The 19,516-nt window shown below is 44.0% G+C and carries 18 protein-coding genes and 1 tRNA gene; 15 read left to right on the forward strand and 4 right to left on the reverse strand.

Going from position 1 to position 19,516, the window contains the following annotated elements:
* Window positions 1–13: 13 nt before the first annotated feature.
* The gene (locus ACDE64_RS05975) at window positions 14–673 is read right to left on the reverse strand and encodes an urease accessory protein UreF (RefSeq protein WP_411349331.1); all 660 of its coding nucleotides are present in this window, start codon (window positions 671–673) and stop codon (window positions 14–16) included.
* Between the two features lie 501 nt (window positions 674–1,174).
* Here ACDE64_RS05975 and ACDE64_RS05980 point away from each other — a divergent pair.
* Window positions 1,175–1,257: transfer RNA gene (locus ACDE64_RS05980), tRNA-Leu, on the forward strand.
* A 66-nt stretch (window positions 1,258–1,323) separates the two neighbouring features.
* On the opposite strand, the gene ACDE64_RS05985 is transcribed toward ACDE64_RS05980, so the two are convergent.
* Complete coding sequence (locus ACDE64_RS05985; RefSeq protein WP_411349332.1) at window positions 1,324–1,800, reverse strand: glutathione peroxidase; 477 nt, start codon at window positions 1,798–1,800, stop codon at window positions 1,324–1,326.
* A 173-nt stretch (window positions 1,801–1,973) separates the two neighbouring features.
* On the opposite strand from ACDE64_RS05985, the gene ACDE64_RS05990 reads away from it, so the two are divergent.
* The 3 genes from ACDE64_RS05990 to ACDE64_RS06000 all read left to right on the forward strand — a co-directional run bounded on the left by ACDE64_RS05990 (window position 1,974) and on the right by ACDE64_RS06000 (window position 3,688).
* Window positions 1,974–2,402 carry an organic hydroperoxide resistance protein gene (locus ACDE64_RS05990; protein WP_411346716.1) on the forward strand — a complete coding sequence of 143 codons (429 nt, stop codon included), beginning with the start codon at window positions 1,974–1,976 and terminating at the stop codon, window positions 2,400–2,402.
* A 399-nt stretch (window positions 2,403–2,801) separates the two neighbouring features.
* Complete coding sequence (locus ACDE64_RS05995) at window positions 2,802–3,077, forward strand: hypothetical protein (protein WP_367054624.1); 276 nt, start codon at window positions 2,802–2,804, stop codon at window positions 3,075–3,077.
* A 131-nt stretch (window positions 3,078–3,208) separates the two neighbouring features.
* A complete protein-coding gene (locus ACDE64_RS06000) occupies window positions 3,209–3,688 on the forward strand; it encodes a thiol-disulfide oxidoreductase DCC family protein (protein WP_411349334.1) in 480 nt (159 codons plus the stop codon).
* A 191-nt stretch (window positions 3,689–3,879) separates the two neighbouring features.
* Here ACDE64_RS06000 and ACDE64_RS06005 read toward each other — a convergent pair whose 3' ends face one another.
* Window positions 3,880–5,124 carry a hypothetical protein gene (locus tag ACDE64_RS06005; RefSeq protein WP_411349336.1) on the reverse strand — a complete coding sequence of 415 codons (1,245 nt, stop codon included), beginning with the start codon at window positions 5,122–5,124 and terminating at the stop codon, window positions 3,880–3,882.
* Window positions 5,125–5,400: 276 nt separating this feature from the next.
* Between ACDE64_RS06005 and ACDE64_RS06010 the strand changes: the two genes are divergently transcribed.
* The 10 genes from ACDE64_RS06010 (at window position 5,401) to ACDE64_RS06055 (ending at window position 16,551) form a co-directional block, all read left to right on the forward strand.
* Window positions 5,401–6,552: a ParA family protein gene (locus tag ACDE64_RS06010; RefSeq protein ID WP_411349337.1), complete on the forward strand. Its 1,152-nt coding sequence runs from the start codon at window positions 5,401–5,403 to the stop codon at window positions 6,550–6,552.
* Window positions 6,549–7,814, forward strand: coding sequence for a CpaF family protein (locus ACDE64_RS06015; RefSeq protein ID WP_411349338.1), 1,266 nt, complete (start codon window positions 6,549–6,551; stop codon window positions 7,812–7,814). The genes ACDE64_RS06010 and ACDE64_RS06015 overlap by 4 nt, the downstream gene beginning before the upstream one ends.
* Before the next feature lie 17 nt (window positions 7,815–7,831).
* Window positions 7,832–8,692, forward strand: a complete 861-nt coding sequence (locus tag ACDE64_RS06020; protein ID WP_411350240.1) for a type II secretion system F family protein — start codon at window positions 7,832–7,834, stop codon at window positions 8,690–8,692.
* Between the two features lie 115 nt (window positions 8,693–8,807).
* Complete coding sequence (locus tag ACDE64_RS06025) at window positions 8,808–9,701, forward strand: type II secretion system F family protein (RefSeq protein WP_411349339.1); 894 nt, start codon at window positions 8,808–8,810, stop codon at window positions 9,699–9,701.
* A 14-nt stretch (window positions 9,702–9,715) separates the two neighbouring features.
* Complete coding sequence (locus tag ACDE64_RS06030; protein WP_411345579.1) at window positions 9,716–9,913, forward strand: Flp1 family type IVb pilin; 198 nt, start codon at window positions 9,716–9,718, stop codon at window positions 9,911–9,913.
* Window positions 9,894–10,580: a TadE/TadG family type IV pilus assembly protein gene (locus tag ACDE64_RS06035; protein ID WP_411349340.1), complete on the forward strand. Its 687-nt coding sequence runs from the start codon at window positions 9,894–9,896 to the stop codon at window positions 10,578–10,580. Before ACDE64_RS06030 ends, ACDE64_RS06035 begins: the two co-directional genes overlap by 20 nt.
* Window positions 10,581–10,620: 40 nt before the next feature.
* On the forward strand, window positions 10,621–12,957 hold the full coding sequence (locus ACDE64_RS06040; protein WP_411349341.1) for a hypothetical protein: 2,337 nt from the start codon (window positions 10,621–10,623) through the stop codon (window positions 12,955–12,957).
* Window positions 12,926–13,915 carry a TadE/TadG family type IV pilus assembly protein gene (locus ACDE64_RS06045; RefSeq protein WP_411349343.1) on the forward strand — a complete coding sequence of 330 codons (990 nt, stop codon included), beginning with the start codon at window positions 12,926–12,928 and terminating at the stop codon, window positions 13,913–13,915. The genes ACDE64_RS06040 and ACDE64_RS06045 overlap by 32 nt, the downstream gene beginning before the upstream one ends.
* Window positions 13,916–13,976: 61 nt before the next feature.
* On the forward strand, window positions 13,977–14,489 hold the full coding sequence (locus tag ACDE64_RS06050; protein ID WP_411349344.1) for a prepilin peptidase: 513 nt from the start codon (window positions 13,977–13,979) through the stop codon (window positions 14,487–14,489).
* Between the two features lie 46 nt (window positions 14,490–14,535).
* Window positions 14,536–16,551, forward strand: a complete 2,016-nt coding sequence (locus ACDE64_RS06055) for a DUF6382 domain-containing protein (protein WP_411349345.1) — start codon at window positions 14,536–14,538, stop codon at window positions 16,549–16,551.
* Window positions 16,552–16,847: 296 nt separating this feature from the next.
* On the opposite strand, the gene ACDE64_RS06060 is transcribed toward ACDE64_RS06055, so the two are convergent.
* Window positions 16,848–17,777, reverse strand: a complete 930-nt coding sequence (locus ACDE64_RS06060) for a TIGR01777 family oxidoreductase (RefSeq protein WP_411345585.1) — start codon at window positions 17,775–17,777, stop codon at window positions 16,848–16,850.
* 436 nt (window positions 17,778–18,213) lie between these two features.
* Here ACDE64_RS06060 and ACDE64_RS06065 point away from each other — a divergent pair, with 436 nt between their 5' ends.
* The gene (locus tag ACDE64_RS06065; protein ID WP_411345586.1) at window positions 18,214–19,332 is read left to right on the forward strand and encodes a deoxyribonuclease IV; all 1,119 of its coding nucleotides are present in this window, start codon (window positions 18,214–18,216) and stop codon (window positions 19,330–19,332) included.
* The last annotated feature ends 184 nt before the right edge of the window (window positions 19,333–19,516 follow it).

The following is a 19,516-nucleotide window of genomic DNA, read 5'->3' on the forward strand; positions in this document are numbered from 1 at the left end:
TTTGGCAATCCTGTTAAGTAGTTTGAGCATTGTGTAGTGGAGAATCAGAGGTGATGTGGGATTGTATAGTCGTTCGCCAATGTGTATTCCAATCGTTTTCCATAGTTTGAGCCAATCGATCTGTTAGCAGACTGGCATCGCGGATACTTAATTGTAGCGGTGCCGCAGCCCGGCTCATACAGCAGGAGAGCAGGGTATAAAAGTAACATCCGACGGCTTGTTCGCGATCGATTCCCAATTGTACATTAATCCAGGCATGCAGTACGGTGAGCGATAATACTGCATGGTATTGCGTAATCGCTTGCTCCAGCATGGTGAATTCCATCCAAGGGTATAGATTACGCGCTAATTTTAGTAAGCGCTTACCTGTTTTTCTTGCTTCATCCATATCTTCGGGCAGGATGATCTGTTGAATAACCATTTTGTCTACTAGAGCAATCTGCCATATATCCTGTTTGGCTGCGGCGGCGTATACGCTATGAATAGCAGGCGCCTCCCACTGAAACAAATGCGGTTTCAATACACTGGTAATGTACGTTTCCAAATCGTCTACATTGCGAATCTGTCCCTGCTGCACATGATGCTCCAGATTATGCGCATGAGTGAAGCTAGCTGTCGGCAGTTTGGCATCCAGCAGCTGCACGTACGCAAGTAATTTCTGGCTACTGTTCATCTTTCATCAGCCTCCGTAAATGTAATCATGCTCTCTATATAGATGAATCTTGCTCAACGACGAACATTGCAGCAGTTTAAGTTATTTCAGATCCGACTGGTAACTGGATAAGGTACAGAGTAGTGCACAGCAATCATAAAAGGGATAGAAAAGTTACGTATTTTTAATATTTTGTTAATAATAATTACACGTTATACATATTTATGTCAATAAATTTAACTCATTATAATTAAAAATAAAATTTAAACGCGTTCAATGATGCTTTACTTACTCTGAATTTAATTATTGAGTCAATTTATATGACATATAATTTCGTTTTAAAAATAAGCGTTTACAATTATTTGGACAGGTGATATAGTATAAAAGTTGTTGCATCTACTTATGTACTTCGAAGGTATCGTCATATTGTGACCTCGCAATATACAAGATGGTATGAGAATAGATAGGGTATTACGAGCTAACATTCGTTAATCATTTGCAACAGCTTGAACGAAGTATTGCGCGGTCGTGGTGGAATGGCAGACACGCTATCTTGAGGGGGTAGTGGGTGTATACCCGTGGAGGTTCGAGTCCTCTCGACCGCATCCTTTATTTTTCATTGCATAACATAGCAAAAAGCCGGAGATGATCCGGCTTTTTTTATTTGCTTATTATAATTGCTTACGGATATCGTCTTCAATTTTGTCTGGTGTCGTTTGTGGGGAATAGCGCTTGATCGGATTGCCTTCAGCATCAATCAGAAATTTGGTAAAGTTCCATTTGATCGCTTTGGAGCCTAGAATGCCGGGCGCTTCTTCGCTTAAATATTTAAATAGAGGATGTGCAGCCGAGCCATTCACATTGATCTTCTCAAACATGGGAAAGCTAACGCCATAGTTTAATTGGCAAAATTCGGAGATTTCTTCGTTACTGCCAGGATCTTGACCGGCAAACTGATTGCTGGGAAACCCAAGGATTTCAAAATCTTCACCTTTGAACTTATCATACAGCTCTTGTAGTCCAGAAAATTGTGGCGTCAATCCGCATTTACTAGCCGTATTGACGATTAATAGGGTTTTGCCTTTGTACTGCTCCAGCGGAACTTCCTTGCCACCAATCGTTTTTGCATTGTAATCATAAACAGTCATCGGTTACACAGCCTCCTTTATGATATCGTGAAATCAATTTAATTTTAGGAAATTAAACTAATAAAGTCAATTTTAGCTTACCTATATAATTTGCTAATAAGCGTTTCATTCTAAGCGCAGTGCTTTACAAATATAGTGTTGGTTTAAAAAAGTTTTGGAAAAGGAGCTGAATGATTATGGCACTATATACAGCAACAGCAAAAGTTCATGGTGGACGTCAAGGTAAAGTTGAATCTAGCACAGGTGCACTGGACGTTAGTCTGGTGATGCCAAAAGAACTGGGTGGCGGTGGCGGTAACGGCACGAATCCAGAGGAACTGTTTGCAGCAGGTTATGGCGCATGTTATCAGAGCGCTCTTGCTAATGTGGCACGTCGCGAGAAAGTAAACGTAACAGATACACTCGTAACTAGCAACGTACTGATCGACAAAGATCCCGCAGATGACGGTTTCAAATTGTCAGTGCGTTTGGATATTAGCATTCCAGGACTGTCGCATGATGAAGCACTGGATATTGCTAAAAAAGCACATGAATTCTGCCCGTACTCCAAAGCAACCCGCGGCAATATCGATGTAGAATTGAATGTTGTGCAAAACGATTAAGGACATTTTGTGGTACGCTCACAATTTAAATGATTTGTGATCGATAATATTGCAACATGTTGTAAAGGAAATATAGTGCCAGCCCGTCCATGTTGGATAGGGGCTGGCTTTTTCATGTGATACTATTTTGTCCATAATGGATTAAGTATGGCGTACACGGGTAAGGTTTACATAACGGAATATACTGCTATGATAAATATGAATGTGTACGAGAAGATGTGCAGGAAAAGTGTATATTTCGGATAAGCTGGTGACAAATGGCGGAATAATACTTGGAGTCGCTCCGATTTCTGCTCCCCCGCAGCTCGTTGGAGTTGACACATACCATAAAATTCTTTAATATGTCATAGGTGATTTGTAATTTGCTACGAAATTTAAAGGATAACGGGTGATGATAATATGGCATATAGACCGACGATTAAAGCGTTGAAAAAAGCCGGTATCAATGAAAAAGAAGGACTGTACGAATTCACAGCAACACTGGCGGACGGAACGGAATGCCGCATGTTCTACAATCGTTTTCCCGAGTGGAAAATGACCAATATCAACCGCTTGTTGACCAAACCATGTCCTATATGCCGCAAAGACTTCATTTGCAACTGCTTCAGCGCATTTGCTGGCGAGATCGATCAACAGATTAAAGATCGCCAATTGATTGACGAAGCACTGGCATAAAAACGAGTTGTTGTAACGAGATAATTGCATCATGCAGAGCGCGGGGGATTCTCTTCGTGCTTTTTTGCTTTATATAAATATAATCGATTAAATAACAGAGGATTGTATAAACGGTAAGGAGAGTGACAATAATGGTAACTGCACATGCTCCGGTATCCAGACCAGGAGAACCGACGGAATTGACAGATGCCCAGATTGATCAGCTGCTTCAGGGAGAACATCCGATTGTTCTGGTAGATGGTGTTTGCCACTTCTGCCAGGGTGCGACCAAATTTATCATTAAGCGCGATCCCCAAGGGATCTTCCACTTTGCTTCTTTGCAGTCAGAAGTGGGGCAGAAATTGCTGCAAAAAGGCGGGCTGTCGACAACGTCGATGGACACGTTTGTGCTAGTGGAGCAAGGGAAGTTTTATACACGTTCTACAGCTGCACTTCGTATCGCCAAACGGCTGAAATTGGCTTGGAAACTGCTATATGCTTTTATAATCGTGCCAAAGGTACTACGGGATGGTGTATATAAATATGTGGCGCGTAACCGATATCGTTGGTTTGGCAAATCAGATCAGTGCATGCTGCCGACACCGGATATTCGTGCGAGGTTTGTAGAGTGACCAGATCATTGGACTGTTGGAGCAGACTCAGTACAATTTTGGTGACTGGTGACTGGTGACTGGTGACTGGTGACTGGTGACTGGTGACTGGTGACTGGTGACTGGTGACTGGTGATGTGAAATAAAAAATCCCGCTTTTCATGCCATGCTGTATCTGATGGCTGGAAAGCGGGATTTTGTTTGGTTGAATATTATTTTAGTTTGTATCGATTTAGCATATCATCGTTTACTGTATAAACGGTTTGATCTACATAATCGTAAGGAGTACCCAGATTGTTCGTATCGAAGGTTTGTACGATAGACAGATTGGTCGGATAAAGAACATAAGTCCGATCTGCCATATTGATCATCAGATTGCCGTCAGTGGTACGATCAAGCGATGTATAGTTGGCAGGATCCCCCTCCAGTGTTGCCGAAGCAATGGCTTTGCCGGAAGTGGTGTTGTAAAGCTTGAGTGTTTTGTTTTCATACGTGATATAGCCGGTGCCAGTGGATTGCGTAATAGAATCGCCAGGAATGACGCGTCCCCATAGCACTTTGCCACTTGGATCAAATGCAAACAGTTTATTGCCAGTTTGATCGATGTTGGCACGTACGAGTACTGTGCCATTTTTCAGTACAAACATAGAGTCGCTGCCATCGCCGTAGATGTTTGATTTTGCTGGGAATTGATATTTGTACAATCGTTTTAGTTCCAAGCCGTATACATCCATCTGCGGATTGGATACCATTTGCCAACCATTTTGATTTTTGGTCAGTTTGCTAGCTGCGACGAGAATCCGATCGCCTTCCGCATGCAAAATCGATCCTTGCACTGTTTGACTGTTTAATAGTTTGCCGTTTGTATCAAAGCGGCTGAGTGAGGAACGAATGATACCTTCAGAATTTACATTTCCGTTAGAGGTTACGAGCAGAGAACCATCCTTCATCATCGTAACACTACCAGATGCAGGGAGTGTTTTTTCCCAGTTCAATTTGCCGGAGGAGTGGAGAGAAAGTAGTTTATAGGTTCCGTCCGAGTAAGCGGCATAGATGTAAGCCGTCCCATAAGGCGCGTATACGATCTGGGTGGATAAGGTATATGGACCAGCTGATTCATGGAGTGAATAGCTCCACAGTGGCTTGCCGGTCGTCAGACTATATCCTTTGATAGTATCCAAATACCAGTTATTTTGTGTATTGCCAGTTGTGTTGGCAATATCTTGCTGTGTATGTACATAGACCAGCGATTTGGATGGGATCGCATGGACATCGACTGCTCGTACAGCAAGCGCATCGTCCATCTTATCTGTAAAAAGAGACGGTGATGTCCAGGATGGATTATTCAGCAGACGAATATCACTCGCTGCCGATGCAGGCAATGCCATTCCAATGCTAATGGCGCCTGCCAGCATAAGTGATGCCCACCGGTAATGAGGTTTTCGTGTTGGATTCATAGTAATTTCCGCCTTTCTATTTTGTAAAATATATCCTCTGATTGTTTAACCGGAATGACTACGGTCGCAACAGATGTAACTGTAATGTCATTTGTTTAGGAAAAATCATATCCTCATTTGCATAATAATCGTAAAAAATAGTATTGCAGACCTAGTACATCTATGCTATTCTTACGTTAAATATAGTTCTTGCAACGGAAGCACCGTTTAAGTACCGCACATGAAGTGCGTTATTTAAACGGTGCTTTTTTTTTGCATATAAAGGGGGAAAAGCCAATGGCTCCGGTACAGATTGTACTTTGTGTGGAGGACAGCGAGTACATTGAGCTGCTGCTGCGGTATGTTCGCACGAGTGAATATGCAGCTAAAGTACGGATTCGGGCATTCTCGGATCCAGCAACGTTTCTAGCTTATATGAAGGAAGGGCATCATCGCGGACTTGTAGCAGCGGAAGAATCCTTTTTACAATGCTGGCTAACGGATGGTAAATCTACAAGCAATCGCTGGGCGACACTGGGCGAATATGAAGAAAAGAACGAAGAGCGGCAAGTGATTGCTAAATATCAGCCGCTGCAACGGCTGTTGGAGCAGCTTTGCGAATGGAGTGGCAAAGCACCAGCAGAATGGCAGCGTGATACAGGCAAGACGATGATCACAACGCTCTATTCGACCTCGCCAGGTAGTGGCAAGTCCGTGACGGCGATGAATATGGCAAAGCAATATGGCATGAGGGGCGAATCGGTATTTTACCTGAATTTGGAGGCAGCTAGTAGTACGCATTGGCTGACGCTAGATCAGCAGTCCGATCCAAGCTACGCATTATCCAGATTGTTGTACGATCTTCAGGCAGCAGCGGAATCGAAACGACAACCGGAAGCATCGCCATCACAGTATGCAGTTAGAGCGGAAGAAATACGTGCGGATAGCTTCATACCACCGGACAATTTTAATGAATTGCTACATATGACAGAAGAAGAAACGGAAGTGTTAATTCGTTATATTGCTGACAGCGGCGAATATGATCACCTGATTATTGATGTGGAATCGGGTTGGAATGACCGCATTTCTGCTGCCTTGAAGCATAGTGAGCGTATCGTCTGGCTGTTGACTGACGATCTGCCATGTATGAACAAAACACTGCAATGGATGTCGTACTGGCAACAGTATCATAGCGAATGGTATGAACAGATTGGCGGTAAAGTCTCTTTTGTGATGAATCGCTATACAGGCGGTGTCATGAATCGGTTGCCCTTAGAAGGGATGGAGCTGGAAGGAACGCTTCCGTATGTTCCCTCATGGAAGCAGGTGAGCAGTAGTGAACTGTTATGGTGTTCCCCGATCTTTCAGCGCGATATTTTGAAATTGTGTCGGTTGGATCATACTCATGGCGAGCACAATCATCTGGTGGTTAACGGGGTGAGCTTGTGAGTGAGGATCTATTTATTTCACTACGCAATGAGGTGCGTTCCGGTCTGGATGTGATGTTCGCCATTGATGACGACGAATTGATGCGGCGTATTGAACAAAAGGTACTGGATCATCATCGGTATCCCGGGCTGACAGCAGGGGAACGGCGGCGACTCGTTCGTCAGGTATTTGATTCGTTTCGTGGACTGGATATTTTACAGCCATTGGTCGATGACCGGAGTGTGACAGAGATTATGATCAACAGTCATCAGGATATTTTTATCGAACGTAATGGTCAGGTGCTACGCAGTGATACGGTGTTTGAATCTCAGGAACGACTGGAGGACATTATCCAGAGCATTGTGTCAGGGGTCAATCGGGTAGTAAATGAGTCTTCGCCTATTGTGGATGCACGCTTAAAGGATGGCTCGCGGGTGAATGTGGTACTACCGCCAATTGCGCTGAAAGGACCGACGATGACCATTCGTAAATTTCCAGAGCAGCCATTAACGATGGATGATCTGGTACGAATTGGTGCGTTGGAGCCGATGGCGTCGGGTCTGCTGCAAACGCTGGTGCGTAGTAAATTTAATATTTTCATCAGCGGTGGAACAGGTTCGGGTAAGACGACTTTTCTTAATGCACTTTCGCAATATATTCCGCCGGACGACCGGGTGATTACGATTGAAGATTCTGCCGAGCTGCAAATCCGTACCGTGCCCAATCTAGTCTCAATGGAGACGCGCAATTCCAATACGGAAGGTAAGGGCGAGATTAGTATTCGCGACCTGATTCGTTCATCGCTGCGTATGCGTCCGAATCGTATTATCGTCGGTGAGGTGCGTGGGGCGGAAGCGCTCGATATGCTGCAAGCGATGAACACTGGTCACGATGGTAGTCTGTCGACCGGGCATGCTAATAGCGCGCGTGATATGCTCAGTCGTCTGGAAACGATGGTATTGAGCGGTGCAGATTTGCCAATTCAGGTAGTAAGGCAGCAAATTGGCTCGGCGATCGATATTTTCGTACATTTGTCCCGATTGCGTGATCGTTCGCGTCGTGTGGTGGAGATTTCGGAAGTACGCGGCATGATGGATGGTGAAGTGGTACTGAATCCTCTCTTTGTATTTGAAGAACAGGGAGAGCGGGAAGGGCGTATTATTGGGCAGCTTGTACCGACTGGCAATTTGCTTATTCATACAGATAAGCTGCGTGCAGCAGGGATTGAGGAGTGGCGCAGGCTAGCTGATATAGGGGCACAACCTTCGGCGATACAGGCATAAGGGAGAAGGAGATTATGATGATCAATACCAATAGCCGTATCGAGCGGCAACAGACCATTGTTGAACGTCCGGCTCGCTCATCATCTGGACAACAACATCCGCTATCACAGCCGCTATCGGTTCATGAGCAGAAGCTGCCTGATTATACGGTGTATCATTTGACGATATTACAACGAATTGTGTGCATGATCGTATGCGGTGCGGCTTTTGCCATGATTGGCTATCTGTTTTATCACCAGTGGATTGTCAGTGCTGTGTTTGCTGGCGTTGCTTGGTTTACGCCCAAGCTATTGCGTCGGCATCTGTTGGAGCGCAGACGGAGTGCACTGAGCTCCTATTTTAAACAAGCATTGTATTCATTATCATCATCGCTAGCTGCTGGACGCTCGGTCGAAAATGGATTTCGAGAAGCAGCACAGGATCTAATGATGTTATATCCAGATGGTGATAACGATATGATTCGCGAGTTGCATATTATTACGACACGGTTGGATTATGGGCAGCCGATTGAAGAAGCCTTGGCAGACTTTAGCAGTCGAGCGAATAATGAGGATATTTCCAATTTTGCTGATGTGTTTGCGACATGTAAGCGTACTGGTGGCGATCTGGTAGAAGTTATTCGTAAAACGTCATCTGTTATTGGGGAGAAGCTGGATATTCAGCAGGATATCGCCGTGATGATTGCGCAGAAGAAGATGGAATCGAATATTCTGATGGCGACACCATTTATCTTTTTGTTGTTTTTGAACTTTGCTGCTGGCGATTTTATGAAGCCATTGTATGAAAGTCCGATTGGTATTGTTGTAGCAACAGTTTGTCTGATCGCCCTAGGCGGTTGCTTCTTTCTCATTCGCAAGTTTATGAATATCAAAGTGTAGAGTGTGGAATAGAGAACATACGCATTCAATATTCAGGTTGAGGTCTGAACATAACAACATAACAACATAACAACAGAACAAGAGAACATACTCGTATGGATATGACTGAAAGGAGGTGAATCAACTGATTGGGGTGTGGCTGGAAGGATTGCTGGCGGCTTTTCTGCTTGTAGGTTGGGTTGTATTGCATCAGCAGGCAGAAGAACGTCATAAGCAGTTGGCTACTTTGCCATTTGAAGTGATCAAGTTGCGCAAGCTGCTGCCTGCGATGCTGGTACTGATTGAAAAAGCCAAATTTACGGCACGCTTTTCCAGTGCCTTTTACCGTGTGCAGAGTCTTGTGCAAAAAGGATTTGGGGTCCATTTGAGCGGAGAACGTTCTCTGCTGTATATCGCAGAGATGGCAGGGTATTGCTGGTTGTTATTGACCGGGGGATGTATAATGGCTGCCTTCAATGGTGGAAGTGTAACATGGTTAGGTTTTGGAGCTGGGCTGGCTATATTGCTACCGGTATCGTTGTTTCGTGATCTGCGCAAAAAAGTGCAGGAGCGTGAACAGGATATTTTGCTGGAGTTGCCCGAACTGCTGAACAAGATTGTATTGCTAGTCGGAGCTGGGGAAACCGCACAGCGAGCAATTATGCGCTGTGTACAGCGTAAGCAAGAAAGTGCAGCGGATCATCCGTTGTACCGCGAGATGATCCAGATGCTGAATGAATTGGAAAATGGCTATCCATTTCCGCAATCGCTGGAGGCATTCAGCAAACGTTGCGGTGTCCAAGAAGTATCGGTATTTACTACGACTGTGCTGCTTAACTTCCGCCGTGGGGGTGGCGAGTTTGGACTGGCATTGCGTGAATTATCCCGTACGCTATGGGACAAACGCAAAGCGGTTAGCCGCATGCGTGGAGAACAGGCTTCTTCCAAAATGGTAATGCCTATGGTCATGATTTTTGTAATAGTAATGATTTTGGTCGGTACGCCGGCATTTATGATGATGAATATGTAGGAGGATGATAAGCAATGACAACTATACTTAAACAATCCTGGAACGGGATGAGAAGCTTTTGGAAGCAAGAAGACGGAATCGGTACGCTGGAAATGGTATTGATTGTAGCAGTTATTATTATGATCGCATTGGCGTTTAAAGCAAAAATTGTGGCAGTCGTAAACGGCATGCTGGAATACATGGGACAAAAAAGTGAAGAATTCAAAAAGTAAGCATTATACACTCAAACAGAATTTTTGGAAAAATACACGTGGGAGCTTCACGATTGAAGCTTCCCTCGTATTTCCGATTATTCTGTTCACGACGTTGTTGCTGCTGTTTTTTTGCATGGTGCTGTACCAGAATACAATGCTCAAACAGGCGGCTTCCAAAACATCCGAACGTGCAGCCTACTCATGGGATAACAGCCACAAGGATGTTACTACCGGCGCTGTTCCCGAAGGGCAAAATGATGGTCTGTATTGGCGGCTTACGAGCGATGATATGTTGAGCAAGTTGTTTGGCTGGGCAGGATCGGCACAACCGACGGAGGTTTCCATTCCAGGAGGCAGCGGCGGATCGTTGCCCGAGCAAAAGCTATCTGCCGCTGCCTCCTGGGTTCCCGGTGAAATGAGTGGAAATATCAAATACGATAATGGCGTTTTAGTGCGTTCCATCGAAACTACATTGTCACGTCCAGTATCGTTTGCTCCATTGGAGCGTCAACTAGGGCATTCGCTTAGTCAGGAGATTAGTGCCGGAGCGGTTGTAGTAGAGCCAGTGGAGTTTATTCGCAATGTAGAACTGATGCGGTATTACGCAGCTAAGGCTTCTGGCAATTTTGGACCAGTTCTTGATCTGGGCAAAGCGGGAGCTATTGTACAATGGTTTGGTCAGTAAGACACAACTGACATTTGAAGGAACAAGCGGAGGGAGTACAGTGAACCAATCCAAAGCAGCACGGGTAATCCGCAGCTGGAAAAGACAATTATGGCAAAAGATAAACGATACACGCGGTGCAGTCACTATTTTTCTGATTGTAGTGCTTGCAGGTGTATTTACTTTTACAGCGGTATTTATCGATTATGCAAGAATTGCCGCCATGCAAGTACAGACGGAGCGCTTAACCCATGCACTGGTGCGTTCAGTAATGTCTGCATACGAGCCTGAATATCAGACCCATTATGGACTGTTTGCCTTTGGCGGCAGTGATGCCAATCAGCTGTTGGATACAGCGATAGCTGAAAATATGAATTACACCGATGTAGATAATCGCTTGAATCTGATCCCGTTACAGGTCAAGGATTCATCGATTGCGTTGAGCCGACCGCTTGGCAAATATGATGTATTTAACCAGCAAGTCCAAGAAGAAATGAAATATAAAGCACCGATTGATTTTACAGTTGAAGTTGTAGAAAAAATGCGCAGCATGTCTTCCATTATGAAAGAAACGACGCAGACAACCGAAGTGCTGAACAATGTGCGTGCGCCTTATGAACGACGTGAGAAAGCGATTGACGAATTATTGACATTGCAAAAAAACGCTGCCAAAGACGTACTGAAGCTTGCCAAAATGGTCATGTATCCAGCGGGAAACTCCATCGCGGACAAAAATGTAGGCTCGATCTCGTCACTTGCTGATATTGCTGCACAATTTGATAACTATACCGATCTGATCGCTGAAGACAAAAAGCGCAAAAAGAAAGATAAACCTGCGATCAATACGCAGAAAATATCCAAATACAAAAATAATGCAGCTTCTCTACTGGAAAAAATAATGCCTGAAGCACGTAAACTGATTACTACTCATAAAAGTACATACGATGAAGGTATGAAATTAATGGAAAAAATTCGTGAAGAGAATGGCAATATCAAAGAAGAAATTCGTAAAGCCAGAACACGTTCAGCTAACGGCTCTTATAACACGGTCAGTGGAACCAATACACCAGGCAGTACGTCCAGTAGCGCTAATTCGGCTGCCGAATCTCAAATTGCTGAGCTTCGCAAAAATCTGGATCAGCTTGTATTATCCGAGGAGTTGTTGAATCGTATGGATGCCGCTATTACTAGTCAACAATCCGATTATGGTGTGATCAAAACATCGTTAGAGTTTTCCGTTGGTGAAGCGCAGCAAGTAGTTAAACGCACATCAGGTAGTGCCGCAACGTTAAAATCAAAAACGATTGAAACGGCGCGATTGCTGGAACAATATTTGAACAATTATCGTGGTTTGGCAGATGCTCCATCTGGCAAAATGGGCAAAATCGAAAAAGATATTGCAGACGCGCGTAAAGGGACAGATACGGTAGCACAGGATGAAGCGAAGGCAAAACAATCAATGAAAAAGGCGACAGCTGTCATTAGTGCAATCGCCGCACTTGGAGCTGGAGCGCAAGCTTCCGGTGCAAGCTTTGACAAAGTAAATGAATATTATCAGTCCAATTTGAACTTTAATCAGGCGATCGCCGCTGCTGAGGAAAAAATGAAACAACTCAACGAAGATCCGTATGAGGAGAGTACTAGCTCCATGGGTGCGATGGATTTCATTTACGGTGGTATTGCCGATGTGTTGATGAAAAGCCGCAATGAGTTCTATATGAATGAATATGCGGTGCATTATTTTGAACCATTTGATGTCATGATGTGGGGCAACCTAGTGGAATCGGTGCAAAAACGAGATGCTTCACTGGCAGGCGATTTTCCAATCTCTGAGGTTATGGATCAACAATCGATTGAAGATGCGATGACACTATTAACTGTAGATAGTCAGCAACTCGAATATATCATTTACGGATATAATGGTCCGGTTGCCAATCTAACGGCGGCATATACGGAGATTTTCGGTATGCGAATGGCGATCCGTACCGCAGAAGGATTAGCCAAAAATGCCAGACTCGGTCATCCACTCGCCGTGCTTGCAGCCGGAATTGCTTATGGCGTAGAGATGGCACTCAAGGACATGATCGACCTATTTACGAAAGGATATACTGATCTGTCCGGCTATCTTAAAGTTCATTTTGAATACCGTGATTATTTACGATTGTTTTTGTTACAAACGAATAATGAGAAGAAAATGTCTAGAATGCTGGCGCTGATTCGCTATAATACCGACATCAATCCGCAGGAGCGTGATACATATGCATCAGCGCATATTCAGGCGGGAATGAGGATCTGGTTTTTGCCAGCGATTACCGGAATGCTGCAATCTGTGCAGACCGACAGTTCAGTGAAACAGGGTGTGTATTATGAAGATAAACAGGCAGACTTTAGCTACTGATAAGAATTTGTATCGCTCCGAACGTGGAAGCATCGTACTAGAAGCGGCAATGGTGCTGCCGATTTTCTTATTCGTTTCTGTCTTTCTGGTCTATATCGTGCAAATGACACTTATCTCTACATCGTTAAACAATGTATCCTCTGATACAGCGCGATATGTGAGTACGCATATGTATGTGGTCAAAGAAGCAGGTACTGCGATTGAAAATTCCAAATATATGCCGAAGATGAGCCTTACCGATCTGGCTGCCAAGTATGACTCGTTATTCCCTTCACCATTAGATGGCTGGATTCAAGATATGGCGAGTACAGGAGATACTAGACTGCGTCAATTGAAAAATCAAGCGTCAGCAGCGGTGCTGGATGCGGCGATTAAGCCGCTAATGAAGCAGGTAGCATCGGATAATGGACTGGACTTTGAACGCATTCATGTAACTGAGGTGACTGTGCCTGACATGTCAGGTGATCCGTATTTTGGGATTGAATTGAGTTATGAATTGCCTTTTAAAGTGCCGCTTGTATTTCGTCCCATTGTGCTGCAATCAAGAGCAACTGAACGGCTATGGATCGGTGACACGAATGAAAGTAACGGTGCTGCTAGTGATGAAAACAAAGAAGAGACAGGAGTACGCGTCGTTTCCGTCCCTCATCCTGCTCATCCCGAGTCATTGATTTCGATTGCGGCTACAGCTCCGCCCAATTCCAAAGTTCATCTGGAAGTTACTTATAAAAGCGGCAGCAGTACAGCACAAGGGCTTGGTGATGCCATAGCAGATGCAGATGGTAACATTATTTGGACATGGAAAATCCCGTCCTCCGCTACTGAAGGCTGGGCAACGTATGTACTCACCACAGAAGATGGCCAGAAAATCCGAGGGACATTTGAGATTGCTAATTATGATGGACGTCCAGTTATTTCCGGCATTCCGGGTACAGGCGCATATCCTACCGAACCGTAATCATTTTGCTTTGCCGCTAGCTATTGTATGTTCATATGAATGAAAAAGGGAGTCAAGCGTAATGGAAACTGTATTTATTGGCAGTGGCATTTTCATCTTGTGGGCTTTTTGGACAGATATTACCGCCCGCAAAATTCCCAATCTATTAAACCTATTATTTGTAATCAGTGGACTAGTTTATCATGTCATTTTAGGCAAAGGAGAAGGGATTCTATTTGCTGGTAAAGGGCTGTTGTTCGGATTCGGACTGATGCTGATATTACATCTATTTCGCGCGGTAGGTGCAGGCGATGTGAAGCTATTCGCTGGCATTGGAGTCTGGTTTGGCGCAGGCATGACAGTGCAGGTGATGATGTATTCGATTCTGTTTGCTGGTTTGATCGGATTGATGATTATGTTGTGGCGACGAGAGACAATAACACGTATGCGCAATGTACTATGGAAAATTACAGGAGCATTGCTATGGAAGCAAAAGCTGCGTCCTGATGATGTGGAGCATAAGCAGTACTTAACATTTCCATTTATGACAGCGGTGCTACCGGGCGTATTGTTCTGTTATTTATACGTGGGATAGAGGAAAGCCAGACGAAATGGCAATAGGGAAGGAAAGGATGAATCGTATGAGCACGACATTAACACAGGATTTTATTCAGGATGGTAAAACATTTATGGTGATCCATCGCGAAGCAGGTTTTCAGCATAGCGATTTGAGTCGCACCCAGAGTGGGATGATGCTATCCAGTCGCATCCACGGCATGCTGCAATTGCATTTGCACGAAGTGAATTTACAGGCACAGCTGCGCTACGATATTACTGGCAAGCGAATGCTGAAGCATTGTTTGCAAAGTGAGATGATCGGTATTGCTGAATATTTTGGATTGTTGTTACAGCTAGTATCGACGCTGGAGGAAAGCAGTCAGTATATGCTGTCATTGCCTAACTATGTGCTGGATGAGGATTATATGTTTATGGAAGGTTCGCTACAAGCAGGCAAATTATTTTTGACGTATATTCCATGCAGTGTCATGTTGACCGAAGAACCGGTACAGCAGCAGATTAGTAGACTCGCATCTCACTGGATGACAGCGGTTCGTGAATTAAGTGGCAATGATGTGCAACGGTTATTGCGTTATTGCCAGTCGGAAACTTTTACATTACAGGAACTAAAATATATGCTTATGGATCTACTAGCAGGTGGACAAGAGCAGCATAATCCATCTTCTCCAGATTCATCATTGAACATGCCACGACCGGGGGATCGAGATTGGTACGGCGGGTACGATACAGCTATCAATACCGGAAATCAGGAGAATAGTTTGGGAGGTCCCCCTTTTTCCATTCCGATCGATAAACATCAGGCGAATCATGCCAGACATGATACAGCACATTCTGCACCTCCACATTCTGTACAATCACCTGCTAAATCTGCTCAACCTGCTCATACTGAAACCAAACGTTCAGTACTATCATTTGGCAAAAAGAAAGAAGCTTCCGCAGCCAGTTTGAATATCCAGCCCGAAACAGGGAATATGGAAGTCGAACCGAACAAGCTTCCTTCTGCTTATCGAACCTATTTGTTGGCTGGCGGTGCGCTGCTGATCGCTATGATCTGGCGCTATGGTTATATGGAGCATCCCAATGACATGATGCTGTATGGATGTACTGCGTTGACACTGGCAACTTTTTTGACAATTTATATGATTGTAAAAGGTAAAATCACACTCGGTAAAACGAAAAAAAGTGCAGGACCTCCTGATGCTACGGTGCAACAAAAACCAGTAGTATCATTGTTTGGTAAGAAGCAGCATCATGATGACGTGCCACAGGAAGGATGGCGCTGGCAGCCAGCATTTGCTGGACAATCTGTAACTGCAATGTCTGGCGCAGGTGTAAGTGCTGGAAATGGCGTACACGCCTCAAATGCCTTAAATGCCGAAGTTGCTGGAATTACTGCAATTGCTAACAATGCTGTCTATTCATCCTCAATTCCTGTTGCTGGAACTACAAAGAGCAGTAATCAAAATCAAAACGTTCCTCATTCTTATACATCTTCTGATATAAGAGAATTTAGAAGTAGTAAAAATCAAAATTCGCATCAATATCAAAACCAGCAAAGTTTCGATCCAGCGGATATTCCAAACTATGTATCACAACCTTCATATGCAGCATACGATCCTCATCATCGCGAACATCAATCTGGATCGGACAGTTCTGCATACGCACATTCTATACAAATGAATAATATGCCTACTCAGAGCCTTTCATCGCATATGGCAACTGTATTACTGGACGATCTGGAACCTCAATCTACTGAAGAAAGCCCTGCTTTCCGGGGGTATTTGGAGCGTCGCGAAGCGAATGGCAATGCGATTGAATCTATTCGTCTTGGAGCAGGGAGTTTTATCATCGGACGAGCAGACGATGGAGTTCATTATCATGAACAATCAGTAGGAACATCTCGTAATCATGTTGAACTCGATGTACGTAAAGGAAAAGTCACGATCAAAGATCTAAGTTCACGCAATGGCACGATTTTGAATGGTGAAGCATTGATACCGTATAAAGCGTATCCTATTCAAAACGGCGATTCCTTTAAAGTAGCCAAAGCTGTGTATACACTACGTCTGGAAATGTAATACGGTAAACAGGTAATAAAATGCTGATAAGCAGTTGCATAAGCACACAAAAATCCGAATAATTGAACTCAAACTCAAACTCAAACTCAAACTCAAACTCGAATAAACAAATAAAACCGCTGTGTAATCAGTGAAAGGAGCATTAACTGGACACGTTGTGATGAGATTACAACATAGATCATAACACCCGGTAATTTGCATCGTTTTCCTTCTGATTCATCACAGCGGTTTTCAACTACATATTTTCTACCAATACATACTCTACTGACATTTGCTTCGTTACAATGTGTTAAGCATTAAGCATGCTCACTATTGGAAGCAGGCTGATGCTTGTCTTCCAGTTCAACAATTGCCGATTCCAGATCAGGATATACAAAGGTAAAGCCGTGATCCAGTGCCTTTTGCGGAATAACCCGCTGTCCTTGTAGCAAAATGCTAGCCATTTCACCAAGTGCAGAATAGATCATAATCGAAGGCACATGAAACCAATGCGGACGATTCAGCACTTTGGCAACGGTTTTACCAAATTCATTATACCGGACAGGTCCTGGACAGGAAGCGTTGATCGGACCTTCAATTTCTTTATTTTGAATACAGAAGTCGATCAACCGCACCATGTCGTCGATATGAATCCACGAAACCCATTGTTTGCCGGGACCAAGTTTGCCACCAGCGAACATTTTATATGGTAATGTCATCAGCGGATATGCACCGCCGTCTTTGCCCAGTACCAGACTAACGCGTAGCTTGATCAAACGTACGTCTTTGATACTTTCAGCAACAGCTTCCCATTGTTCCGCCAGACTGGATGGGAAATTCATTGTCCGCCGTTCGCTGCTTTCGTCAAACGTCTCCGTGTCTGATGTACCATAAATCGCCATTGCACTTGCCTGCACGACTACCTCAGGTTTGCGCTCCAACTTCTCAATCGCTTTGGAAACGATATTAACCGTACGCATCCTCGATTCGACCAGTTCCAGTTTGGTTTTGGTCGTCCAGCGCTGATTCAAAGATTCACCGGACAAATTAACGAGTGCATCGATTCCTTCCAGTTTCTCAGGATGCTGCTCCATATCGTCCCACGTTATATATTGAATCCGTCCAGCACCAGCTTGCTCTGGTGAAACTTTACGCGTTACTACAATCACTTCATGTCCTTCATCCAACCAGTATGGAATTAGATGTTTACCCACAAAACCCGTACCACCACAAATTGCAATCTTCATATCGATTCCTCCTCAGGTAAGTAGATCTCCATTTCAGATAAGAGTGTGTATCACAAGTGAGTTCATGTATCATCAAAAATATGTTTTACATATTTCACTATACCTGCTGTCAATGTCGAGCATATGTTCAAATGAAGATAGCCTGTAGAAAAGCCACTACACTGTTATTAACCAATTTAAAGGTATTTCTTCTATATAAAATCACATTCAAATTTAATCCATTGTTCATACCAACATTCTGGCTTTATTGAACTATCCGCGTTAAAATAGGTGAGATTCCTGTAGCGGAATTGCAGGTTACATTCTGAATCTACAGCTTATTGTTATGCCTGTATGTTCAAGTACAGAATGAACAATAGGTTTTCTTGTTTTGCACTATTCAAACGATTCAATAAGTATTAATTAAGCTGGCACAATTGACTGAGGAGGAAATGACTTGTTAAAAATAGGTTCTCACGTATCGTTTTCCAATAAAGGGTTACTTAGCGCAGCCAATGAAGCAGATGAATACGGCTCTAGCTCATTTATGATATATACCGGTGCACCCCAGAATACGCGCCGCAAGCCGATGGACACGATGTTTTTAGATGAAGGCAAAGCGAAAATGGAGCAAATGGGTGTAGAAGAAATCGTCGTACATGCTCCATATATTATCAATCTCGGTTCATACAAGGAACATACGTATGAGCTGGCTGTCAATTTCCTGCAAGAAGAAATTCACCGTACTCACGCAATCGGTGTACACAATATCGTGCTTCATCCCGGTGCTTTTACAGATATGGATGCAGAATATGGTATCGACCGTATTGCCAAAGGGTTGGAACAGGTGTTAGCTGGCGTGAAAGAAACAGATGTGAATATCGCGTTGGAAACGATGGCGGGCAAAGGAACAGAGATTGGTCGAAGTTTTGAGGAGATTGCTCGTATTATGGAGCGCGTACCGCATAACGATCGTCTAACCGTCTGCTTTGATACATGTCACACTCACGATGCTGGTTATGATCTGGTTAACGATCTGGATGGTGTGTTAGAGCAATTTGATCGGATTGTCGGCTTGGATCGTATCACTGTCGTTCACGTTAACGATAGCAAAAATCCAGTCGGTGCAGGAAAAGACCGACATACTCCACTAGGTAGCGGCTGGATTGGTTTTGAAGCGCTGAACAACCTAGTACACCATGAGAAGCTAACAGGACGTCCATTTATTCTGGAAACGCCTTGGATCGGTAAAGATGCGAAGAAACAAAATCCGATGTATGAAGTGGAAATTGCGTTGCTGCGCGGAGATGTAGCAGGACGTTTTGGCAATGAATTTGTAGAAGATGTGCAAAAGCTGCATCATTTCTTCGACGGTCAAGGCATTGATGCACGTCCGTATGTACTGGACACTTGGAACGTATTGAAAAGTGATGCGAAAGCCCGCAAAGCCGACCCGCGTGAGCCGCTGGAGCGATTGTATGATCTGATAGCAGCAGATGGACTGTTTGCAGCACTGAATGAGGAGCAGATCAACAAGCGTCTGATTGCATGGCTTGCAGGCAAGAACGCTCTGTAATGAATCTGTACATGACCTCCAACTATCAATACTGAGATCTTACCAATGAAATGATGGATATGTTCGATATTCTCTCTGTCCACCGGGCACAGACAGTTCGTCCAAACAAGCTTACATCTGAATCTACCTTTGTTATGACGTCGATAGCAGAAGTGTGATTGAACTATTTACAATATGCTGAATT

The sequence above is a fragment of the Paenibacillus sp. WLX2291 genome, from assembly GCF_046603665.1.
Lineage (GTDB): Bacteria > Bacillota > Bacilli > Paenibacillales > Paenibacillaceae > Saccharibacillus.